Consider the following 20,040-nt stretch of genomic DNA (forward strand, 5'->3'; position numbering starts at 1 on the left):
GCGGGCGGGGGGATCAGCGGCCGAATGTCGCACCCGGCGTGCCGTCGTATCGACGGAACGCGCTACTTGACGGTCGCCGGCGCGTCACGGCCGAGGTGGGCTCGGGCTCGGGCCATACGAATGGCCGCCGTCAAGGCCGCGATGTCGTAGGCGCCGTAGTGGCGGCGGCCGTTGATGAAGAACGTCGGGGTGCCGGACACTCCGCTGTTGTCAGCGGAGTCGATGTCGCTGTCGATGCGACCTGCGTGGGCCTGGCTTGTCAGATCATCGTGGAACCGCTTCTGGTCCAGGCCGAGGTCGCCGGCGTATGTGATGAGAGCAGCGATGTCCAGCTCGTCCTGATGGTCGAGCAACAGGTCATGCATCTGCCAGAATTTGCCCTGAGCGGCGGCTGCTTCGGCGGCCTCGGCCGCCAGTCGGGCCTGCGGGTGCACGTCTGGCAGAGGCAGGTGACGCCACACGAAACGCAGGTCGGCGTCGCCCAGCAACTGTCGGACGACCGGTTCGGCCGTCCCGCAGTACGGGCACTGGAAGTCGCCGTACTGCACCAGCGTTACCGACGCGGTGGCCGGGCCGCGGACGTGGTCCTGCTTCTCGTCGACCGGTGGGGTGAGATCGATCAGCTCCGTCATGTCGCCGAAGAGCGCCCGGATGCGCTTGTCCTGAGGCAACGTGCTGGTGACGCGGAACGCGAGCCAGGTCAGCGCCGAGGACACGATCGCGGCGCCGAGCACCCCGACTTTGGCCTCGGCCAGTTGGTCGCCGGTGAAGGCCAGGCTGGCGACCAGCAGTGACACCGTGAAGCTGACCCCGGCGATCGTGCCGCTGCCGAGCACGCCCGCCCAGCCCACGGTCGGACGGATGCGTCCGTGTGAGAGCCAGGTGAGCCCGGCGGAGGTGCCAATCACGGCGAGCGGCTTTCCGACGACGTACCCGAGCAACACGCCCCAGGTGACAGGCGACGCGAACGCCTGGGCCAGGAACGGACCGTCGATGCTGATGCCGGCGTTGGCCAGGCCGAACAGCGGCACGATGACGTAGCTGGCCCATGGGTGGTAGATGCGCTGAAGGCGGTCGTTGGGCGACAGCGTGTTCGCCAGGCCGATCGAAGCCGTACGCGCGAGCGTGGGAGTCGGCTGCTCACGGAACGACCGGAACAGCCCGCTGACCTTCTCGAGCTCAGTTCGGCCGGGGGAGTAGGCAAAAGCGCTCAACCCGATGGCCAGTCCGGCCACCACAGGGTCGACTCCGCTGACCAGCAGCGCACCCCACATCACGACGGCGGCCGGCACGTACGCCCAGCCCCGTCGGACGCCGATGGCACGGAGGGTCAACATGACCGCGAATGCCGCCACGGCCACCACGATGGGCATCACCGTGATGTCCTCGCTGTAGACCAGGGCGATGACGATGAGGGCGATCAAGTCGTCGACCACGAACACGGTGAGCAGGAAAATCCGGACCCGGTCGGGAACGCCCCGGCCGAGCAGTGCCAGCAGGCCCAACGCGAGGGCGGTGTCGGTCGACATCGCCACGCCCCAGCCATGTGCGCCCGGGCCGCCGTGGTTGATCCCCAGGAAGATCAGTACCGGGATCAGCATGCCAATCAGGCCAGCCATGCCGGGCAGCACGAAACGTCGCCGGTCGCGGAGGTCGCCGAGGTCGAACTCGCGCCGCGCCTCAAGGCCGACGACGAGGAAGAACAGCGTCATCAAGCCGCTGTTGATCCAGGTGTGCAGGTCGCGGGAGAGTTCGAGGTGCCCGAGGCGCAGGGACAAGTGGGTGCGCCACACGGCTTCGTAGGAATCGAGGTCGATGTTGGCCCAGAGCAGTGCGGCGACGATGGCGGCCACGAGCACGCCGGCGCTGCCGGACTCGATTCGCAGGAATGTGCGCAGCGGTGACGCCAGGTTCCGTTTCCGGATCGTCCGGCCGGACTTGGTCTCGGTCACACGTCACCTTTCGACGTGCTGGCCGGACCAGCACGGACAGCTGGATCACGTGCCGCGATGGGGCACGCGTCCCAGCGGCGGTCGGCTGCGGGGAGAGCGACGGGTCCGTCGCTGGCCCCTCAGCGCGGTCCGACGAACTCGGTCCGCACGCTCCAGGCGAACTGAATCAGCAGGGTGACCGGTGACTTCTCGGCGATGTCGTGCATCACCTTCAGGTCGTCGGGGTCAGGCTCCTCGCTGAGCGTGATCGTGCGCTGCAGGTAACGCGCTGCGCCTTCCTGCTCGGGTTCGTGGTAGTTGATCTCGACGGTGATATCGCCGGCGGTGTCGTACTTGTAGTCGACATACTGGCGCAGCGTCTGAGCAGTGCACGACGCGAGCGCCATCAACAGGTACTCCGTCGGCGTCGGGCCGTCACCGACTGCGCCGTTGTGCGGTTCGTCGGCGACGAACGTGAAGTCGCGGGTGGTCATGTCCGTGCGCCGGCGCTCAGTGGCCGGAAGGACAACTCGGGCCGATGCGATGACATGATCCTGAGCGGTTTCCATCAGCCGCGCCTTCCTGTAGATCCAGTGGTTGGTGAGGGGCCCAGCGTCGGGGGGACCCAGCAGCAGCCGAGCCACGGTTTGAGCGGGGGCTGCGGCCAGGCGTGTCACCCCATGGCCGGGTACCTCCGCAGGCTAGCCTTCGCGGACTAGATAGTCCAATCTCCGGCATGTCCCAGAGTCGCCGGCCCCGGCGACCCGGACGGCGTGGCGGTTCGAGCTGCATTATGGGCGAATTCGATCCAGCGGCGCTCGGGCAACCCGTTCAGCTCCAACTCCGAGAACGGACCAATTGGTCCAGCATCGAAGCGTTGGCTGGGACATCGGCCTCGGGGCTGCTCGCATCCGCTGTGAGCAGCCTGGCCACGATTGATGAACCCGGCTAGTGGGTCGACTCACCGGACGGCTGCACGAGGAACGATTTGATGTGTTCCAGGGCCATGTCCAGAGCGACTTCCATGGGGGCGACGTCGTGTGCGGCGTTCGCCAGCAGGTAGCCGCCTTGCAATGCGGCCATCAGCCCCGTGGACAACTTCTCCGGGTCGGCGTCCTGGCGCAGCAGGCCGCTGTCCCGCATCCGGTGCAGGCCGTCACTGATCAGCTTTTCCCATGCCTCGAACGTCTCCGACAGCGACGATCGAGCCTGCTCATCTTGATCGGACAGCTCGAGGGCCATTGACCCGAGGCCGCACCCGTGCTTGCCGTTGTTCAGCGAGTTGGCCTGCACCAGCGCGTTACGCCAACGGACCAGCCCTGAGAACGATCTCAGGCGTTCGAGCCCGGCGCGTTCACGCTGAAGCACGAGCGCGCCTCGATACTTGACCAAGGCGCGCACGAGTTCCTGCTTGTCGGCGAAGTGATGGTAGAGCTGGGACTTGCTCGTCTGGCTTGCCTCGCGAATGTCGTCAAGGGTCGTCGCGTTCACTCCGCGCACGAGCATCAGCCGGTTCGCCGCGTCGAGGATCCGCTCACGCGTCGCGATGCCCCGCTGACTGATCCTCCGCCTATTCGTCGGCGCAGCCACCTGCTCGTCGCTCATCTGTCAAGTGTATCCAGCACGCCAGATAATCCAGGGGAAACGGGACCATGGAGTCCATGCGATGTCCCGTCGCATTCACCGGATGGTGAAGGTCGGGACATGCTTCCGCCGGTTTGATGAAGGTGTGCCAGCACCGCTAGATCATCGTTAGCGAGAGCTTCAATGGACTATTTGGTCCGATGCAAGAGATGTTTTCGAGTTGCTGGACGACGCGCCGTGAGAGCGGCCCTTCGGAGGGAGCGCGAATTCATCCAGCGGACTCCCTGTTCGGGCCGGCCCTCGGGCCGAGCCGGCGCGCGGACCAGGGGCCCGCGCGCCGCAGGTGTCAGGCCGACGCCCGCTTCGGAAGCTTCCACCCGGGGCGGGGGAAGTGGCAGGTGTATCCGTTGGGGTAGGTCTGCAGGTAGTTCTGGTGCTCAGGCTCGGCCTCCCAGAAGTCACCCGCCGCGGTGACCTCGGTGACGACCTTGCCGGGCCACAGACCCGAGGCGTCGACGTCGGCGATCGTGTCCTCGGCGACCCGCTTCTGCTCGTCGTTGGTGTAGAAGATCGCCGAGCGGTAGCTGACGCCGATGTCGTTGCCCTGGCGGTTCTTCGTCGAGGGGTCGTGGATCTGGAAGAAGAACTCGAGCAGCGCGCGGAAATCGGTCTTCTCGGTGTCGTAGACGACCTCGATGGACTCCGCGTGGGTGCCGTGGTTGCGGTAGGTGGCGTTCGGTACGTCGCCGCCGCTGTACCCGACGCGCGTGGACACGACGCCGGGCTCTCGGCGGAACAACTCCTCCATGCCCCAGAAACAGCCGCCGGCGAGGATTGCCTTTTCGGTGGTCACGTCGTCTCCTTGCTTGTCGTCGTACCAGTGCTGGTGTCATTCGTGAACAGGGTGCGGTATTCGCCGTACCCTGCGCTCTCCAGGTCGTCGAGGTGGACGAACCGCAGCGACGCCGAGTTGATGCAGTAGCGCAGTCCGCCCTTTTCGACGGGACCGTCGGTGAAGACGTGGCCGAGGTGGCTGCCGCCGTGCAGCGAGCGGGCCTCAGTCCGGATCATTCCGTGGCTGGAGTCTTCGCGCTCGACGACGTTTGTCTTGGCCAACGGCTTGGTGAAGCTCGGCCAGCCGGAGTTGCTGTCGTACTTGTCGACCGATGCGAACAGCGGCTCGCCGGACACGACATCCACGTAGATGCCGGGCTCATGGTTGTCCCAGTAGGCGTTGGCGAACGGTCGCTCCGTGCCGTCCTGCTGGGTCACGCGGTACTGCTCCGGGTTGAGTCGCGAAACGGCCTCCGGGTTCTTACGGTACTGGGTCTGCTGGGACACAGCTCTCCCTTCACGGCCTTACAACGCATAGCTGCGGTGCCAGGTGCAGCGCACCTGGGCACGCAAGTACAGACACTCGCCGGGTCGGCTGTATTCCCGCAGCCGGTGTCTTGCGCGGACTGGAAGGTCCAGGAGCTGGTGACTGATGATGTCGGCGGTGGCCCTCATAATCACGGTGAGCTGGGATTTTATGCAGTCACACCAGCAATCACGGGACGCAACATTGGACTTGACAGACCAGTTTTGCCGCCAGTAGGTTCGGGACGTCCGACGGCGTGCCTCCGGCAGCGATGAGTTGCCCGACCTGCCCGCCGGCGTCGAGTTCGACAGAAGTCCCCGCCATTCCCGGCGACATCCTCGCGCCCCAACCGCTACCGATCAGCGTGTGGGGCCGCGCCGAGGCTTGGCGCCGCCGATGCTGGGAAACGGAAATGTGCCCCTCGTGACTGTGCACACGAGGACTGGATACAGGGAGGTGTCTGATGAAGGCGATTGTGGTGACGGACGAGGCCGCGGGAACGGCCGGGATGACGCTGGTGGAGCGGCCCGACCCGGAGCCGGCGATTGACGACGTCGTCGTTCAGGTTCATGCGTCGGGGTTCGTCCCGACCGAGATAACGTGGCCCTCGACCTGGACCGATCGCCTCGGCCGTGACCGGACCCCGTCGATCCCCGGACACGAGTTGGCCGGAGTGGTCACCGCTCTCGGGTATGGCACGACGGGACTGTCGGTGGGACAGCGGGTATTCGGCCTCACCGACTGGACCCGCGACGGCACCCTGGCGGAGTTTGTGGCCGTCGAGGCGCGCAACCTCGCACCGCTGCCCGGCGACGTCGACTTCACGGTGGGCGCGAGCCTGCCGATCTCTGGCCTGACCGCTTGGCAGGGGCTGTTCGAGCACGGCCGCCTTCAGTCCGGGCAGAGCGTCCTCGTGCACGGTGCGGCCGGCGCAGTCGGTTCGATGGTGACGCAGCTCGCAGGTGAGTTCGGCGCCTACGTGATTGGCACCGGGCGCGCTGCCGACCGGCAGAAGGCGCTCGACTTCGGCGCGCAGGAGTTCGTCGACCTCGAGAACGACGTCCTCGAAGACGTCGGTGGAGTCGATCTGGTCTTCGATGTCATCGGCGGCGACATCGGGAAGCGGTCGGCAGGCCTGATTCGAGGCGGAGGAACCCTGGTGTCCGTCGTCGGGCCGCCCGAGGTGCGGCCCGCGGACGGCCTGACGATCGATTTCGTCGTGACGGCTGATCGAGCCCAACTGAGTGAGATCGTCCGGCGTGTACGAGATGGGCGACTGCGGACGAACATCGGCAACGTCGCGAACCTCGACGACGCCGTCGCCGCTCTCAACCCGACCAAGCGGGCCACCGGGAAGACGATCATCCGCGCTCGTTGGTGAGGATTCGCGCGTTCAGACGTTGCGGGGCGGGCGCGTTCAGTGCGCCCGCTGGGCCGGGTGCGACCGAGGGAACGTCGGGTCGAGAACATCGGCATATTCCGGATGAGCATCGACGAATGCTGTCGCGAACGGACACGTGACGGCGGCGGTCTTTCCCTGCCTGCGCAGCTCGTCGAAGACGCCGCCGAGAAGCCTGCCTGCCACTCCCTTCCCCCGGAACTCGGGGAACACGGACGTCGCCGACAGGATGACCCGGCTTCCGACCTCGCTGTAGACGAGCCCCGCGGCTGTCCGACCCCCTATCGTGGCCTCGTAGATGCCGCCCGCGCTGTTGTTGGTGATGACGAAGTCTTCCGCGTCGGGCGGGGTGGCTGCCGACAGGTTCGCCCCGCCCGAGTCCTGTTCGGCGCTGGTCAACGTGATCATGTCTTCGGTGTTGCTCGCCATGTCTTCTCCTGGATCTCGCTTCGTCTCGACTGTTCGGATTCTCGGTGTTCAGGCATTCGGCAGCGGGAAGCTGACGACGAGCGATCCACGCAGGTCGATCAGGGCCCGCTCAGTCGTGCGCACCAGGCGCATGACGACGTCCTCGCAGCCAGGGCATCGGGCGACGAGGCCGGGCGCTCGGTCGAATACGCGCATCGCGGCAAGCGGGCGGGTGGTCCGGCAATTGGCGCAGGTGAGCTCGGCAACGGTGAGATCGGTCCCCATGAGCTCACCGAGTGGCCCGGCCAGGGCGTTACCGTCCACCCAGGAAGGGTCGTCTGCTCCGACGTTGGTGGTCGACATGGTCATCCTCTGCTGGGTCCGAAGCGTTCGGTGCGGATGTTCGCGGGGTTGTGGCCGATGTCGACGAGAAGGTCGGCTACGGTCTCGACGAATGCGGTAGGCCCGCAGACGAACGCGACAACGTCGGCATCGTGGGGCCATGCGACGCGGGCGAGGGCGTCCGCGTCCAGCCGTCGAGGTGGGGTCGGCCAGCCGGGGGGCGCGACCCGGGTATAGACGTGGGTGACGGCGACACGGGCATCGTCCGCGGCTTCCGCAGCCGCAAGATCCGCCCGGAACAGCGCATCCGACGGGGACCGGGTCGAGTAGAGCAGCCGGGTGGGAGCCGTCGCCGCCCGCACCATCGACACCAGGGGCGCCACGCCGGACCCGCCGCCGATCAACAACGCCGGGCGCGGGTCGGCCGGTCGCCGGACGAACCAGCCGCCGAGCGGCCCACGGATCTCGAGCTGGTCACCCGGCCCAGCAACGTCGACGAGGTACGGCGAGACCTCACCGTCGATCACCGTCTGGACGGTCACCTCAAGCCGGCCCGGTCCCGGGGCGGACGAGATCGAGTAACTGCGTTCCGCCGTGTACCCGTCGGGAGCCGTCAACCGGATGTCGACGTGCTGGCCCGGCAGGTGACCCGTCCAGCCGTCGACGTCGAGGACCAAGGTCCGCGCCGTCGCAGTCTCCGCCCTGGTGGCCGCGACGGTCGCCGGCCGCCAGGTCAGTCCGCCCGGTATCGCTGCTCGCGCCATGGGTCACCGTAGTTGTGGTAGCCGGCTGTCTCCCAGAACCCAGGCTCGTCGTCGAGACGCAGTTCCAGAGCGCGCAGCCATTTCGCGCTCTTCCAGAAGTACAGGTGAGGAACGAGGAGACGAGCTGGCCCGCCGTGCACCGGAGCCAGTGGCTCGCCGTCGAACTCGTACGCCACCCAGGCCTGCCCGTCGATAAGGTCCTCGAGCGGGATGTTGGTGGTGTAGCCGCCGTAGCAGTGGGCGACGACGTACTCGGCCGACGTCTCGACATCGGCGAGCAACGTGTCGACGGAGACGCCCCGCCAGCGCGTGCCGAACTTCGACCAGTGCGTGACGCAATGGATGTCAACTGTCGTCTCGTCGGCAGGAAGGGCGGTGAACTCCGTCCACGACCACGTGCTCCGCTCGCCAATCTCGGTGACGACGGCGAGTTCCCACTTGTCGAGCCCGATGCGCGGCGTGGGTCCCGCCGACAGCACCGGGAAGTCGTCAGTGCGGTACTGACCGGGTGGGAGATCGGTGTCGTCGCGTCTGCGGCCACCGAAACCACGTGTGATCACTGCCATGCGTCCCTCCCCGCGTGGTGGCCGCATGGCGGCGATCCCGCTGCTGCTTCCACCCGGCTCGCGGATGTCGATGTGGTGCCCGCTGATGGAGTCATCGTCAACGAGCGCCCCGGTGATGAGATCTTCCTTGGTGCGGACGTGATCGCCCGCACTCCGGCGTATGTAACTGGACCATACCGTCCATGCTAGGCCGACGTGGCATCTGTCGGCAAACCCCGCTGGCGGTCTGCGACGTGCGGAAGCAGCAGCGGCGCTGCCGACGGTCGCTGCGGTGCGTATACGTGGGGCGGACGCCACCGGGGTGAGATCATATGGACTTGCTCGTCCATGACAACTCGGCCGGAGCACCTCGCCCTCGGCCGCGTCGACCTCACCGGCACCGACGCGCGTGCCGACAGTCGGTCGAGCACCCGCCGCGCATCGTGGCGGCGGCGAGCCCGGGCGCACCTACGCCAGCCGGCCCCGGCAGATCCGCGACCGACCATAGGGCGCCGGCACGCGTCGTACGCCGGTTCACAGGAAGCCTACGGGCAGGCCGACCGTCCCCGTTCGGCAACGGCCGGTCGTCGGTCACGGCCATCTGGGAATTCTGGATATCACCGCTTGCCGCTGGAGCCGATGGCACCCTGAACGCGGGGAATCGGCGAAGCCGATGGCACCCAGAACGCGGGGAATGCGGTGGCGAGCCCGGGAAAGGCGGCATCGGGATCACGGTGAACGGCTTCTGATGCGTACCGCGTTGGTCGTGTTGGGCGCGCTGGCGGCAGCAGCGGTCGTGGACCTGGTTTCCGGCGTGCTGGTCCGCCGGATTGCCCGTGGCCGCTACAAGTGGCTGCTGGAGCCGCTTCGGCACGCCTGCCGACGCCCGGCGGCCACGGTTCTACTGGTCGGGGCGCTGTACTTTGCGCTGCCGCCCGGGCCGGCCGGGTGGCAGGGTTACCTGCGGCACGCCATCCTGCTGGTCCTGATCGCTGTGGGCGCGTGGCTGGTGATCAAGGCATTGCACGTCGCGGAGGCGGTCGCGTTCAGCCGGTTGCCGAGCGATCTGATCACGAGCCGGCGGGTTCGGCGGGCTCGGACGCAGATCCGCCCGGTGCGGCGGCTCACGGTGGCCGTCGTCACGATCGTCGCCGTCGGCCTGATCGTGATCACCTTCCGACCGGTACGTCTCTTCGGCATCTCCGTTCTGACCTCGGCCGGGGTGATTGGTGCACTGATCGGCCTCTCCGCCCGAACCGCGCTCGGCAACGCGTTCGCCGGCATTCAGGTCGCCTTCGCCGACGGGCTGCATGTCGGCGACGTCCTGGTCGTGGACGGCGAATGGGGCCGCGTCGAGGAGGTGAAGCTGACCAACGTGGTGATTCGGCTCTGGGATGAGCGGATGCTCAACCTTCCGACCACGTACTTCACCGAGCGGCCGTTCCAGAACTGGACCCGGAACGAGTCGCGGGTGATTGGCAAGATCCAACTACATGTCGACCACACCGCCGACCTGGACGACCTGCGCCGGGAATCACGCCGACTGATCGAGGAATCACCGCTGTGGGACCGAGACCGGTGGGTCCTCCAGATGGTCGACGCCACCCCGCAGACCGTGGTCCTCCAGGTGGAGGCCTCGGCCGCGGACGGCGCCAGCGCCTGGGACCTGCGCTGTGACCTGCGCGAGGGGTTGATCCGCTACCTGCGCGACCACCACCCCCAGTGGTTGCCCCGCACCCGCAGCCAGTACCAGCCCTGACCTGGAGGTGTCCGGAGTGGCTGCCTGAGCGCCGGTGAATGAATCGACGCCTACCGGGAACCAGTTGGACCGGGCCGCCAGAGACCAGGAGGCGGCGATGGGCGTACCGTCAACGCTCCTGAAGGGCGACCTCTGGTGATGATGACGGCGCCACAGAACGCCGCCCCGCCCTCGGAGGCGGTCGGGTTGGCTCCGGGGGTGTGATGACCGGGCGCGCGACCGTCGTCGTGGGTGTCGTGGCCGCCCCCGGGGCCACGGCGGACTTGGCGCGGGCGGCCGCCACCGCAATTGCCGACCGACTCCGCAGCAGGGTCCCAGAGGTGGACTGGGCGATACGCCTCCAGGTGGCACGGCTCGTCGAAGAGCCGGCCGACCTCGGTCAGCTCATCGAGGCGACCAGGCGCCGGATGCTGACCGAGGGCTGGAGTCTGGTCCTCTGCGTGACGGACCTGCCGTTGCAGACCGCGCGGCGGCCCGTGGTCGCGCACGCCAGCATCACCCACGGCGTCGCGGTCCTTTCCATGCCCGCGCTTGGCCCCGTCGCCGTGGTCCGGCGGATGACCGAGGCCGGGGACCGGCTCCTCGCGGCACTGCTCGGCGATACCGACGCGGTCGGCGACCCGGTACGAGCCGGCCCGCGCCGCCGACGCCTGGCCACCGCACGGCGGGCCCAGGAACTCGGCGCGCGCGTGAACCACCAGGGCTCCAGCATCGGTTTGCTGACCGGGGTGATCGGCGGCAACCTACGGCTGCTGCTCGGCATGCTCCGGGCGAACCGACCGTGGCGGCTGGCCGTCCGGCTCTCCCGGCTGCTGGTGGGTGCCTTCGCGACCGCCGTCCTCGCGCTGGTGAGCGCCGACATCTGGCAGCTCTCGGCGGCCCTGGGTAACCTGCGACTCGCCCTGCTCGCCGCCGGCTCCGTCCTGGCGGTGGTGCTGACGATGGTGCTCGGCGCGCGCCTCTGGGAGCGGAGCCCGCACGGCCCGCGCGCCCGGGAGCAGGTCGTCCTCTTCAACCTGGTCACCGTGCTCACCGTGGTGGTCGGCGTCCTCGCGCTGTATATGGCGCTCGCCGCACTGACCATCATCGGGGCGATCGCCCCCGTCCCCTGGGACCTGCTCTCCGAATCCACCGGCCGACCGGCCGGTATCGCCCACCAGGTCAAGCTGGGCTGGCTGGCCAGTTCGCTGGCCACGGTCGGCGGCGCGCTCGGCGCCGGACTGGAGTCCGATTCGGCGGTACGGGAAGCGGCGTACCGCTATCGGCCCGACGCGGAGCTGAACGGCGAGAACTGTCGCCCGGACCCGGCCGACGGGGCCAGACCGGGACCGGGCGGTGAGTCCGGATCACTGTGCAGAGATGCGTCTGAGTCGGAGCGGCACCGCGAGGCCGACTGACGACGCCCAGCCGCTACGCCGCCAACACCGTGCGCAGATCGCGGACCGCGTCGAGGGCGTCGCTCGCGCCCTCGGCGTCGGCGTCGAGGTAACCCGATCAGGATTGCTCTTTACTCCCGAACTGACGCTGTGCCAGCTCGGTGATCTCGTCGGAGGCCTTGCCCATCATCGATCTGGCCCGACCGAAGGCCGCCACCCCGAACCGACTGGCGACACCTATGCCCTCCGCCCCGGTCTGAAGAACCTTTTCCCCCACCTCGGTTCCGGTGTCGAGGACCTTGTCGCGCACCTCGGTCCCGGTTTCGAGGACCATGTCGCGCACTTCCACGGCCGCGTCCAGCCAACCCCTGGCATCCCAGGACTGGCGATCTCGCCCGATGCCCAGTCGCTCGTGGAAGTCGACGACGGTGGTCGCCACGTGGTTGGTCGAATGCACCACGGCGCGGGACGTGGTCGGGTTCAGCAGCACCTTCGCATTGGCGGTGCCGGCGGCCGTGTCCATCTGGGACATCAGGTGAGAGGTGCTGCGGGAGATGAGTTCGAGCCGGTTTCGCCGGGCGGTCCGGATGGCGACGCAATGATCTTCCAGCTCTCCCGGAGACGCGTCCAGCACCCGGTCGAGTTCGAGCACGGCGACCGCGTCCTGGAGTTGGAAGCAGCGGGCCAGGACCGCGAGCCACTCCTGAACCTTGCTCTCAGCTTCCTTGGACGTCTGGGCCAGGTCGGCGACACCGCTCTGGGTTGCCAGTTTCTCGGCGATGGCGTCGAGCTGCCGCAACGCGTACACCTGGGTTCGGGCCAGCAGCACCGGCGTGGCCTGCACCTTCGACCAGGTGACCTCGGAGACCCGGCCCACCTGCTCCCGGATCGTCAGGGCCTCGTCGATGACGAACTGCACCCCGATCATGTCCGCCACCACGGCGTCGGTCTGCGCGCGGAGCACGGCGTCGACCTTCGCGTCGATCACGGCGAGATAGTCGGTGATCTCCCTCATGGTCTGTTGCATCGCGAGTTGCGCCATGAGTCCGGCGGCCCCGGTCAGGAACGCCGGGTTGGTCAGCAGGGCGCCGGCGGATGGGGGCCACACCACTTCGAGCAGGCCGGTGATCTTGCCGTGGTCGGTCAGCACGGCCCGGCTGACACCGCTCTCTGAGCCCTTCATCAGGCCGTACTTCTGGATCGCCCGGGCGGACTCCGCGGTCAACTGGACCCAGCGACCGGAGTGGGCGGCGATCTCGAAGCCGGCCTTGGCGACTGTGGATCCGGTGCTGAGGGCGGAGCTGAGCCGTTGCAGCCCGAGGTCTCTGGACGGCAGTCGCTCCGCAGTGAGGAAACGATCGACAGCCGCCGGATGCCCGATGACCGCCAGGCCATCGCCGTCACTGATCAGCTGAATTTCGTTTTCCACCGTCTGCCTCCTTGGGGCCTGGGCACGGTCGGCCTCACGCTACTGCCGGCGTCGTCGGCGGCACCATGGTCCGCTCGTCTCGATGATCTCGGGATCGGAGGATGTCGCGCGGCAGGTGGAGCCGGCCCGCCGGCGTGACGGGAGGTGGACCCACGGATTTTCGCTGTGTACTTGCCGCTTCTGCATGTTGCTGTTCGCATGTTGAAGGCTGGCGGCAGGTGGCCAATTCCGGGACGGGATTCCAGTCATTTGTCGCCGTGTGAGCCGTCGCTGACTGCTCATCAGGTGGGATGAGCGTCAGGGTTTAAGGACAAGGTAGGAATATGACCGGTTCGGGTGATTGAATATAGGCGGCCATGATCGTGGTGATATCAGATTAGACGTGGCGCTCCGATGATTACCCGGGTGCCCGGCCGCAGCCCCCAGGCCCCGACCGGTCCTTTTCTGCGGCTTGTGGTGCGATGTCGGAAAGAACCTGCACCTCCACGCCACCTGCTAAATAGCGGTCGGTCGCATCGTTATGTTTCGACATTCGACGGCGCTCCGGTATAGTGCCATCAATTCCCCTTGAGTGTGCCGGAAGGCGTCTGGTCTGCGTGATGACACCTGGGCTGGAAAGCGCATCATCGAGCCCGCGCTTCGTTGGGCGGCGACCACAGTTGGCCCGAATCGGGAGAGCCCAGGCGACTGTGCTGAGCCGGGGCTGGCAAATGGTTTGTGAGGTGGTCGGAGAGCCGGGCGTCGGCAAGACCCGGTTCGTCCACGAGGCCCTGGCTCGATGCGTCCCCACCGTCCCCTGGGCCGTCGGGACCTGCTCGCCGGATGAGCGAGGAGTCCCCTTCCACGTGTTTCGACACGCCTTCACCGAGGGGCAGTCACCTCGACGCGGGCTGCGTGCCGGACAGCCCACTGAGGAGACCTGGGCCGAGTCCGTAGCCGCGGTGCCAGCGGCGCCGGCGCGGGCGTCGGACGCCCGGCGGTTCCGGACGTACCAGCTGGCCCGCCGACTGATCGGCCTGGCGGCCCGCGACGGTCTGGTGCTGGTCCTCGACGACCTGCACTGGGCGGATGCCTCCTCCACCGGTCTGATCGCCCACCTCCTGCGCTATCCGGTGCCCGCCCCGCTGCTGCTCGTGCTCGTCTACCGCCCGCGGCAGATGGCGACAGCGATGCCGTTCGGGCCACCAGATGCCGACGAGCACGTCACCGCGGAACCGACGTCACACGATCGGCTCGAACTCCGCCCGCTCAGCCTCGCCGAGGTCGGGCTCCTGCACCCCCACGTCGACCAGGTGGCGCTGCGCGCCCGGTACGACCTGACCGGCGGCAACCCCGGCTACCTGGCGGTGCTGCCGAACAGTCCCACCTCGAACAGCGCCGACCCGACCCGGGACGCACCGGGTGCCCGACTGACCGACGCGGCGCTGGCCGTGCTGCGCCGCGAATGGGCGGACCTGCCCCCCGTCGAGCTGACCTGCCTGCGGGCCGGGGCGATCGTCGATGCGCCCTTCACCGCGGACCTGCTCGCCGAGGTCGCGCAGGTCCCGGCGTCCCGGGCGGTCGAGGCCGGCTGGCGGTTGGCCCGGCTCGACCTGATCCGCCGCGTACCCGGCACTGGACGGTTCGCCTTCCGGCACCCGGTGCTGCGGATGGCGGTCGCTCAGGACACCGACCCGGCGTGGCAGGTGAAGGCGTGCGAACGGGCGCTCACCGCACTGGTCAGACTGGGCGCGCCACCCGCGGATCGGGCCCGCTACGCGGAGCGCCTGCTCTCCCTGCCGAACGGCGGCTGGGCCGACCGCTGCGTCAACGTGCTCTGCCGGGCCGCGCAGGAGGTCCGGCGCGAGACGCCGGACCTGGCCATCCGCTGGCTGCGGCTGGCGCTGTGTGCGTTGCGACCGACAGCCGGGCTTACCCAACGTCGCCAGGACGTGTCGCTCGCGCTGGCCCAGATCACCGGGGAGGCGGGGGACCTGGCCGAGAGCAGGGCACTGCTCCAGGAGATCGTGCCGCTGTTCCCCGCCGACCCGGAGGGACGGCGGGCACAGGCAGTAGCTCTCTGGGCGCGTGTGGAACGTCTGCTCGGCAACTACGCGGAGGCGGCGGCCATCAGCCGGCGGGAGCTGGCCGCCCTGCCAGCCGGTGCCGGACCCACCGGCGGCTACCGCCTCGCCACCGAGATCGGCGTCGCCGGCATCCTGGCCGGCCACCCCGTGACCGAGCTGCCCGACGTGCCCAGCGGAGACCTCGGCGGCTCCGGCGCGGACCGGGCCAGCCTGCTGGCCGTCCGCAGTCTGGCCGCCGCACACGACGGCGCACTCGACGACGCCCGGGGCCTGCTCGACGCCGGCGCCCGCATCGTCGACTCGCTGCCGGACCGGGACGTGCGAGACCACCCCGACTGCCTCACCGCACTCGGCCTGAGCGAGTTGTACCTCGAACGGCAGGCCGACGCGGTGCGGCACCTCGACCGAGGGCTGACGCTCGTCCGCGCCTCGCACCGCGACGACGGGCTGTGCCAGCTGCTGCTCGGTCGCAGCCAGGTGGCCTACCACGGCGGGCAGTTGAACACCGCCATCGGATTGGCTACCGAGGCGGGCATCGTTGCCCGACGTATCGGCAGCCACCACCTGCTGAGCTTCGCCCTGGCGTTCGAGGCGGAGGCGACGGCGTGGCGCGGTGGCCTCCGCGACGACGACCGGGCGGTGGCGCTGGCCCGCAGCGCCGCCGGAATCGCCACCGACCTCACCACCTGGTGCGGTCGGACCGCCGCGACGGCGCTGGCGACCGCGGCGCTGCTGTCGGGTGATCCGGCGACCTGCGCGGAACTGGTGCTCTCGGCCGGCGGCGACAGCCGACTCAGCCGTCTCCAGACGTCCCTCCGGCCCAGGTGGTACGAGCTGCTCTGCGCCGCCGCGCTCGCCGCCGGGGAGGTGGATGACGCCGAACGGCAGGCGCGGCTGGCGATGGCCGAGGCGGATCAGATCGGTCTGCGCGGGCAGCGGGGCTTCGCCGAATCGGCGTACGGCGAGGTGTTGCTCGCCCGCGGCGAGGTCCGGGCGGCGCTGCCGCACCTGGAGACCGCGGCCGACCTGTTCCGGGCCGGCGGGATGGTGCTGCGGCGCAGCCTCGCGCTGGCCTCCCTGGCCCGGGCGGCGGAAGCCGCGGACCAGACCGGCCTGGCGGCGCGGGCCCGCCGCCGGGCGCTGGAGCTGGCCGGGTGGTGCGGAACGGAACGGGTCGGCCTGCGGCTGGCCCGTCCGGTCGGCCCGCGCGAGGTCGCCGCCCTGACCGACCGGGAGTGGCGGATCGCGCGGCTGGCGGCGACCGGGGCCACCAGCCGACTGATCGGCCGGCAGCTGAACATCAGCCCCCGCACGGTGGAGGCGCACCTGACCCGCATCTACCGAAAGGCGGGCGTCGCCTCCCGATCGGGTCTGGTCGCCTGGGTCGCTCGATTCGATGACACCGATCGATGACCGCGATGCGGGCCGGATGACGTCATTCGGTGCAACGTCGACAGGCCGAGCAGCACGAGGCCACGCCGCCACCGTCGTGGCCCGACAGCCGCTCACATACTCGACTGCATCCGGTGCGATTCCCGTGGGCCGGTGGTGGATGGAGGACGAGATGCTGCGCAGAAGGTCCGTCAGGAGCCCGCGTACCCTCGCCGCGCCGGTGCCGGCGATGCCGTTCGCCGCCGCCACGGTGGCGCTGCTCGTGCTGACCGGCTGTGGTGGCGAGCCGGTGGACGCGGCCACCCCGGCGCCCCACGGTTCGGCCGCTTTCGGGCGGGACCGGGCCGCGCTGGTGCTCACCGCCTTCGACCAGGCCGATTCGGCCGCCTCGGTGGCCGGTGACGTCGAGGCGCTGCGGGCCCAGGAGGTGTCGCCCTCGCTGGACCTCAGCATCGCCGCTATCCGTCGGGCCGAGTACAACCAGCGGCCACAACCGTCCTTCCAGCACATCAACCCGGTCTTCGCGGTGCCACCGGGCGAACCGTCCTGCTTCCTCGCCACGGCCACTCTCCGGTTGACCGGCTCGGAGCTGGCCCCCACCGACGTCAGCCAGTTCGTGCGTGGAGCCGACGGCCAGTGGAAGCTCAGCCACAACGTTCAGGTCACCCAACCTTCGCTGGTGGTCGCCCGGAGCATTGACGGGCAGCCGGCCACCGCGGGCGGCGCCGCCCTGGACGAGACCAGCCGTCGGGCCCTCGCCGCCGAGGTGTTCGCCCGCAGCATCGGGTCCACGACGGGCAACCGGACCCTCATCGCGTCGAGCCCGCTGCTCGACGGCCAGTTCGCCGGCGGTTGGGAGGTCTACGGGCAGCAACTCGCCGGTGCCGGCGCGGCGGTGCAGCGGACGATGGACCGCGCGGAATGGTCCGACTGCGCGGTAGCGGTGCCGACCGGCACGCTCACGTTTCTGACGATCCACGCCACCGACACGCTGCGTCCGGCGCCGGACGGCCCGGCCACCGTCCGGTTGGAGCCGCAGAGCCCGGATCTGATCGCCACCGGTCATCGGACGGCGGCCAGCGGAAAGTCGATCCGGGTCACCCGGGTGGAGACCTTCGCGCTGCTCGTGCCGGCGCAGACCGTCGGCACCTCGGTGCTGGGGCTCAACGACACCGCGTTGACAGTCACCGTCGGCTGACCCCGCCGTGCAGCTTCCACGGCGACGGCAGAAACCGGTGGCATCACTCGGATCGGGGCGCACCGGACCGCGACGATGGCAGCAGCCGTGATCCGGGCGGGACCCCTCGGTCCGGCCACCAGGCTCGGGAGGAACCCAGATGTGGCGTCCGCGCTTCCGAACGGACTACGTGCCGGTGCGGCTGCCCGACGGCCCGCTGGTGGTGCTGGGGGAGACCCGCAGCCTACTCATCGACGACCCGGTCGCCGCGGACCTGGCCGAACAGCTCGACGGTGCCGCGCCGCTGGCCGACGTGGTGGCTCGGCTGGCCACCCGACACCCGGTCGCCGCCGTCGCCGCAGCCCTCGCCCGGCTGCGCGACCACGGCCTGCTGGTGTCCGGTCCGACGCACACCTCGGCGGCCGAGGCCGCAGGCTGGGACGCACGGGGTGTCCCGCCCGACGTCGGACGGCGGTGGATGGCCGGGGGACCGGTCACCATCGTGGACCTCGGCGCGCCCGGGTTGGCCGAGACCGCCGACGCGCTGCGTGCCCTCGGGCTCGCTGCGACAGTGGTCGGGCCGGACGCACCGGATCCCGGCCCGGCCACCGCCCAGGTGCTGGTGCTGCCGTCGTCGATGCTCGACCCTCGGCTGGCGCTGTTCAACGACCGGCAGCTCGCCACCGGTCGCGCGTGGACCTTGGCCCGGCCACACGGCAACGTCGTCTTCCTCGGCCCGCACCTCGTGCCGGGCCGCACCGGTTGCTGGGCCTGCCTGCGGCAACGCTGGCAGGAAAACGAACAGGTGAACGCCTTTCTCGACGGGCAGGACCTGGCCGGTCCGCTGCCCCAGCCCGGCCGCGCGGTCCTGCCCGGACTGGCCACCATGGCGGCGGGGCTGCTCGCCGCCGAACTCGCGGTGCTCGCCGTCCGGGGCGTCTCGCCCCGACTCACCGGGCGGATGGTCGCAGTGGACACCCGGGACCTGAGCACGGAAAGCCACCAACTGGTACGCCAGCCGCAGTGCCCCGCCTGCGGTGACCCGGACCTCGTCCGCAAGGCCGAGCCACGGATCGACCTGCCACCGAGCGGCGCCCAGCCCAGCCGGCCCGGGGACTCCCGCACCAGGGAACCCGCCGAGGCGTACGCCTCGCTTGTCCACCACGTCAGCCGGTATCTGGGCGTGGTGAGCCGGCTGACCCCGCTGGAGGCGACCGACAACGGGGTCACCCACACGTACTCCGCCGGGCACAACTTCGCCCAGCCCCGCCAGCTCGCCGCGTTGCGCCGCAACCTGCGCGGGCAGAGCGGCGGCAAGGGCCGGACCGACCTGCAGGCCCGGATGAGCGCGGTCGGCGAAGCGGTGGAGCGCTACTGCGGGGTGTGGCGCGGCGACCGCCCGGTGCACCGGGCGTCCTACCGGCAGTTGGGCCCGGACCGCGCGGTGCACCTGCGGGAGCTGCTGCTGTTCTCGGAACGCCAGTACGCCGACCGGGACCGGCTCAACCGCGACCTGGGTCACCTGCACCGCGTTCCCCGCCCGCTGCCCGACGAGGTGGAGCTGGACTGGACCACGGGTTGGTCGCTGACCCGGGAGACGCCGCGCGAGCTGCCCGCCGCGCACTGCTGGTACGGGCATCCGGAGCTGACCGGGCTGGGAGTGTGCTCGGCCGACTCGAACGGCTGCGCGGCCGGCGGCACCCTGTCCGAGGCGATCCTGCAGGGCTTCTGCGAACTCGTGGAGCGCGACAGCGTGGCCCTGTGGTGGTACCACCGATCCCGGATGCCCGGCGTGGACCTCGCCTCGTTCGGCGACCCGTGGACGGCCGCCTGCGTCGACCATCACGCCACCGCCCTGGGCCGCGAGCTGTGGGCCCTCGACCTGACCGCCGACGTGGGTGTACCCACGTTCGCGGCGGTGTCCCGTCGGGTCGACCGAGGGCCGGAGGACGTCCTGGTCGGCTTCGGCGCGCACCTGGACGCGGGGGTCGCGCTGACCCGGGCGCTCACCGAGGTGAACCAGTTCCTGCCCGCCGTCGCCGGACCCGCCTCCGCCCGCAACCGGTACGGCGTCGACGACCCGGACACCGCGCGCTGGTTCGGCACCGTGCGGGTGGCCGACCAGCAGTGGCTCGCCCCAGACCCCGGTCGACCGCTGCGCACCGCGGCGGACCACCCGGCGCTGACCACCGGCGACGTCGGGGATGACGTGCGCCGGTGCGTACGCCGGGCGGAGCAGGCCGGCCTGGAGGTGATCGTCGTCGACCAGTCCCGTCCGGATGTCGACCTGGCGGTGGTGAAAGTCGTCGTGCCGGGACTGCGGCACTTCTGGCGCCGGCTCGGTCCCGGCCGGCTGTGGGACGTGCCGGCCCACCTCGGCCGCAGTCCGCTGGCCGCCGACGAGACGTCGGCGAATCCGCTGAACGTCTTCTTCTAGCCGGCGACCCCGGGACCGTGGGAAGGATGTGGGGGATGACCACCGTGGTGGACCCGGCCGGTCGGCGACCG

16 protein-coding genes are annotated in these 20,040 nt (G+C 69.7%); 6 read left to right on the forward strand and 10 right to left on the reverse strand.

From position 1 onward, the window contains the following. Positions 1-62 precede the first annotated feature (62 nt). From nhaA to msrB, 5 genes are all read right to left on the reverse strand, one after another. Positions 63-1,952 (reverse strand): Na+/H+ antiporter NhaA, encoded by a 1,890-nt coding sequence (gene nhaA / locus DLJ59_RS16780; protein ID WP_124773575.1) that lies wholly within the window; start codon positions 1,950-1,952, stop codon positions 63-65. 119 nt (positions 1,953-2,071) lie between these two features. After that, the gene (locus DLJ59_RS16785; RefSeq protein ID WP_244236072.1) at positions 2,072-2,575 is read right to left on the reverse strand and encodes an OsmC family protein; all 504 of its coding nucleotides are present in this window, start codon (positions 2,573-2,575) and stop codon (positions 2,072-2,074) included. A gap of 304 nt (positions 2,576-2,879) precedes the next feature. Continuing rightward, positions 2,880-3,536, reverse strand: coding sequence for a TetR/AcrR family transcriptional regulator (locus tag DLJ59_RS16790; RefSeq protein ID WP_124773576.1), 657 nt, complete (start codon positions 3,534-3,536; stop codon positions 2,880-2,882). Between the two features lie 325 nt (positions 3,537-3,861). Further along, on the reverse strand, positions 3,862-4,368 hold the full coding sequence (msrA, locus tag DLJ59_RS16795) for a peptide-methionine (S)-S-oxide reductase MsrA (RefSeq protein WP_124773577.1): 507 nt from the start codon (positions 4,366-4,368) through the stop codon (positions 3,862-3,864). Further along, positions 4,365-4,856: a peptide-methionine (R)-S-oxide reductase MsrB gene (msrB, locus tag DLJ59_RS16800; protein WP_124773578.1), complete on the reverse strand. Its 492-nt coding sequence runs from the start codon at positions 4,854-4,856 to the stop codon at positions 4,365-4,367. The genes msrA and msrB overlap by 4 nt, the downstream gene beginning before the upstream one ends. Before the next feature lie 482 nt (positions 4,857-5,338). Here msrB and DLJ59_RS16805 point away from each other — a divergent pair, with 482 nt between their 5' ends. Beyond that, positions 5,339-6,256 (forward strand): NADP-dependent oxidoreductase, encoded by a 918-nt coding sequence (locus tag DLJ59_RS16805; RefSeq protein WP_124773579.1) that lies wholly within the window; start codon positions 5,339-5,341, stop codon positions 6,254-6,256. Positions 6,257-6,292: 36 nt separating this feature from the next. Here the strand turns inward: DLJ59_RS16805 and DLJ59_RS16810 are convergent, their stop codons facing one another. The 4 genes from DLJ59_RS16810 to DLJ59_RS16825 are packed head-to-tail and all read right to left on the reverse strand — an operon-like array spanning position 6,293 to position 8,354. Further along, the gene (locus DLJ59_RS16810; protein WP_124773580.1) at positions 6,293-6,703 is read right to left on the reverse strand and encodes a GNAT family N-acetyltransferase; all 411 of its coding nucleotides are present in this window, start codon (positions 6,701-6,703) and stop codon (positions 6,293-6,295) included. A 48-nt stretch (positions 6,704-6,751) separates the two neighbouring features. After that, positions 6,752-7,045, reverse strand: a complete 294-nt coding sequence (locus tag DLJ59_RS16815) for a DUF6510 family protein (RefSeq protein ID WP_124773581.1) — start codon at positions 7,043-7,045, stop codon at positions 6,752-6,754. A 2-nt stretch (positions 7,046-7,047) separates the two neighbouring features. After that, a complete protein-coding gene (locus DLJ59_RS16820) occupies positions 7,048-7,788 on the reverse strand; it encodes an FAD-binding oxidoreductase (protein WP_124773582.1) in 741 nt (246 codons plus the stop codon). Next, a complete protein-coding gene (locus DLJ59_RS16825) occupies positions 7,758-8,354 on the reverse strand; it encodes a sulfite oxidase-like oxidoreductase (RefSeq protein WP_124773583.1) in 597 nt (198 codons plus the stop codon). The genes DLJ59_RS16820 and DLJ59_RS16825 overlap by 31 nt, the downstream gene beginning before the upstream one ends. A 727-nt stretch (positions 8,355-9,081) precedes the next feature. Here DLJ59_RS16825 and DLJ59_RS16830 point away from each other — a divergent pair. Next, positions 9,082-10,092, forward strand: coding sequence for a mechanosensitive ion channel family protein (locus tag DLJ59_RS16830; RefSeq protein ID WP_244236073.1), 1,011 nt, complete (start codon positions 9,082-9,084; stop codon positions 10,090-10,092). 320 nt (positions 10,093-10,412) lie between these two features. Next, the gene (locus DLJ59_RS16835) at positions 10,413-11,489 is read left to right on the forward strand and encodes a hypothetical protein (protein WP_208648726.1); all 1,077 of its coding nucleotides are present in this window, start codon (positions 10,413-10,415) and stop codon (positions 11,487-11,489) included. A 97-nt stretch (positions 11,490-11,586) separates the two neighbouring features. Here the strand turns inward: DLJ59_RS16835 and DLJ59_RS16840 are convergent, their stop codons facing one another. After that, positions 11,587-12,897: a hypothetical protein gene (locus tag DLJ59_RS16840; RefSeq protein ID WP_124773585.1), complete on the reverse strand. Its 1,311-nt coding sequence runs from the start codon at positions 12,895-12,897 to the stop codon at positions 11,587-11,589. 599 nt (positions 12,898-13,496) lie between these two features. Between DLJ59_RS16840 and DLJ59_RS37910 the strand changes: the two genes are divergently transcribed. The 3 genes from DLJ59_RS37910 to DLJ59_RS16855 all read left to right on the forward strand — a co-directional run bounded on the left by DLJ59_RS37910 (position 13,497) and on the right by DLJ59_RS16855 (position 19,969). Beyond that, entirely contained in the window at positions 13,497-16,376 is a 2,880-nt protein-coding gene (locus DLJ59_RS37910) for an ATP-binding protein (RefSeq protein WP_124773586.1), read from the forward strand. Positions 16,377-16,515: 139 nt separating this feature from the next. After that, entirely contained in the window at positions 16,516-17,553 is a 1,038-nt protein-coding gene (locus DLJ59_RS16850; RefSeq protein ID WP_124773587.1) for a hypothetical protein, read from the forward strand. A 139-nt stretch (positions 17,554-17,692) separates the two neighbouring features. Beyond that, complete coding sequence (locus DLJ59_RS16855) at positions 17,693-19,969, forward strand: TOMM precursor leader peptide-binding protein (RefSeq protein ID WP_124773588.1); 2,277 nt, start codon at positions 17,693-17,695, stop codon at positions 19,967-19,969. The last annotated feature ends 71 nt before the right edge of the window (positions 19,970-20,040 follow it).

It is taken from the genome of Micromonospora inaquosa (genome assembly GCF_003857055.1).
Taxonomy (GTDB): Bacteria; Actinomycetota; Actinomycetes; order Mycobacteriales; family Micromonosporaceae; genus Micromonospora; species Micromonospora inaquosa.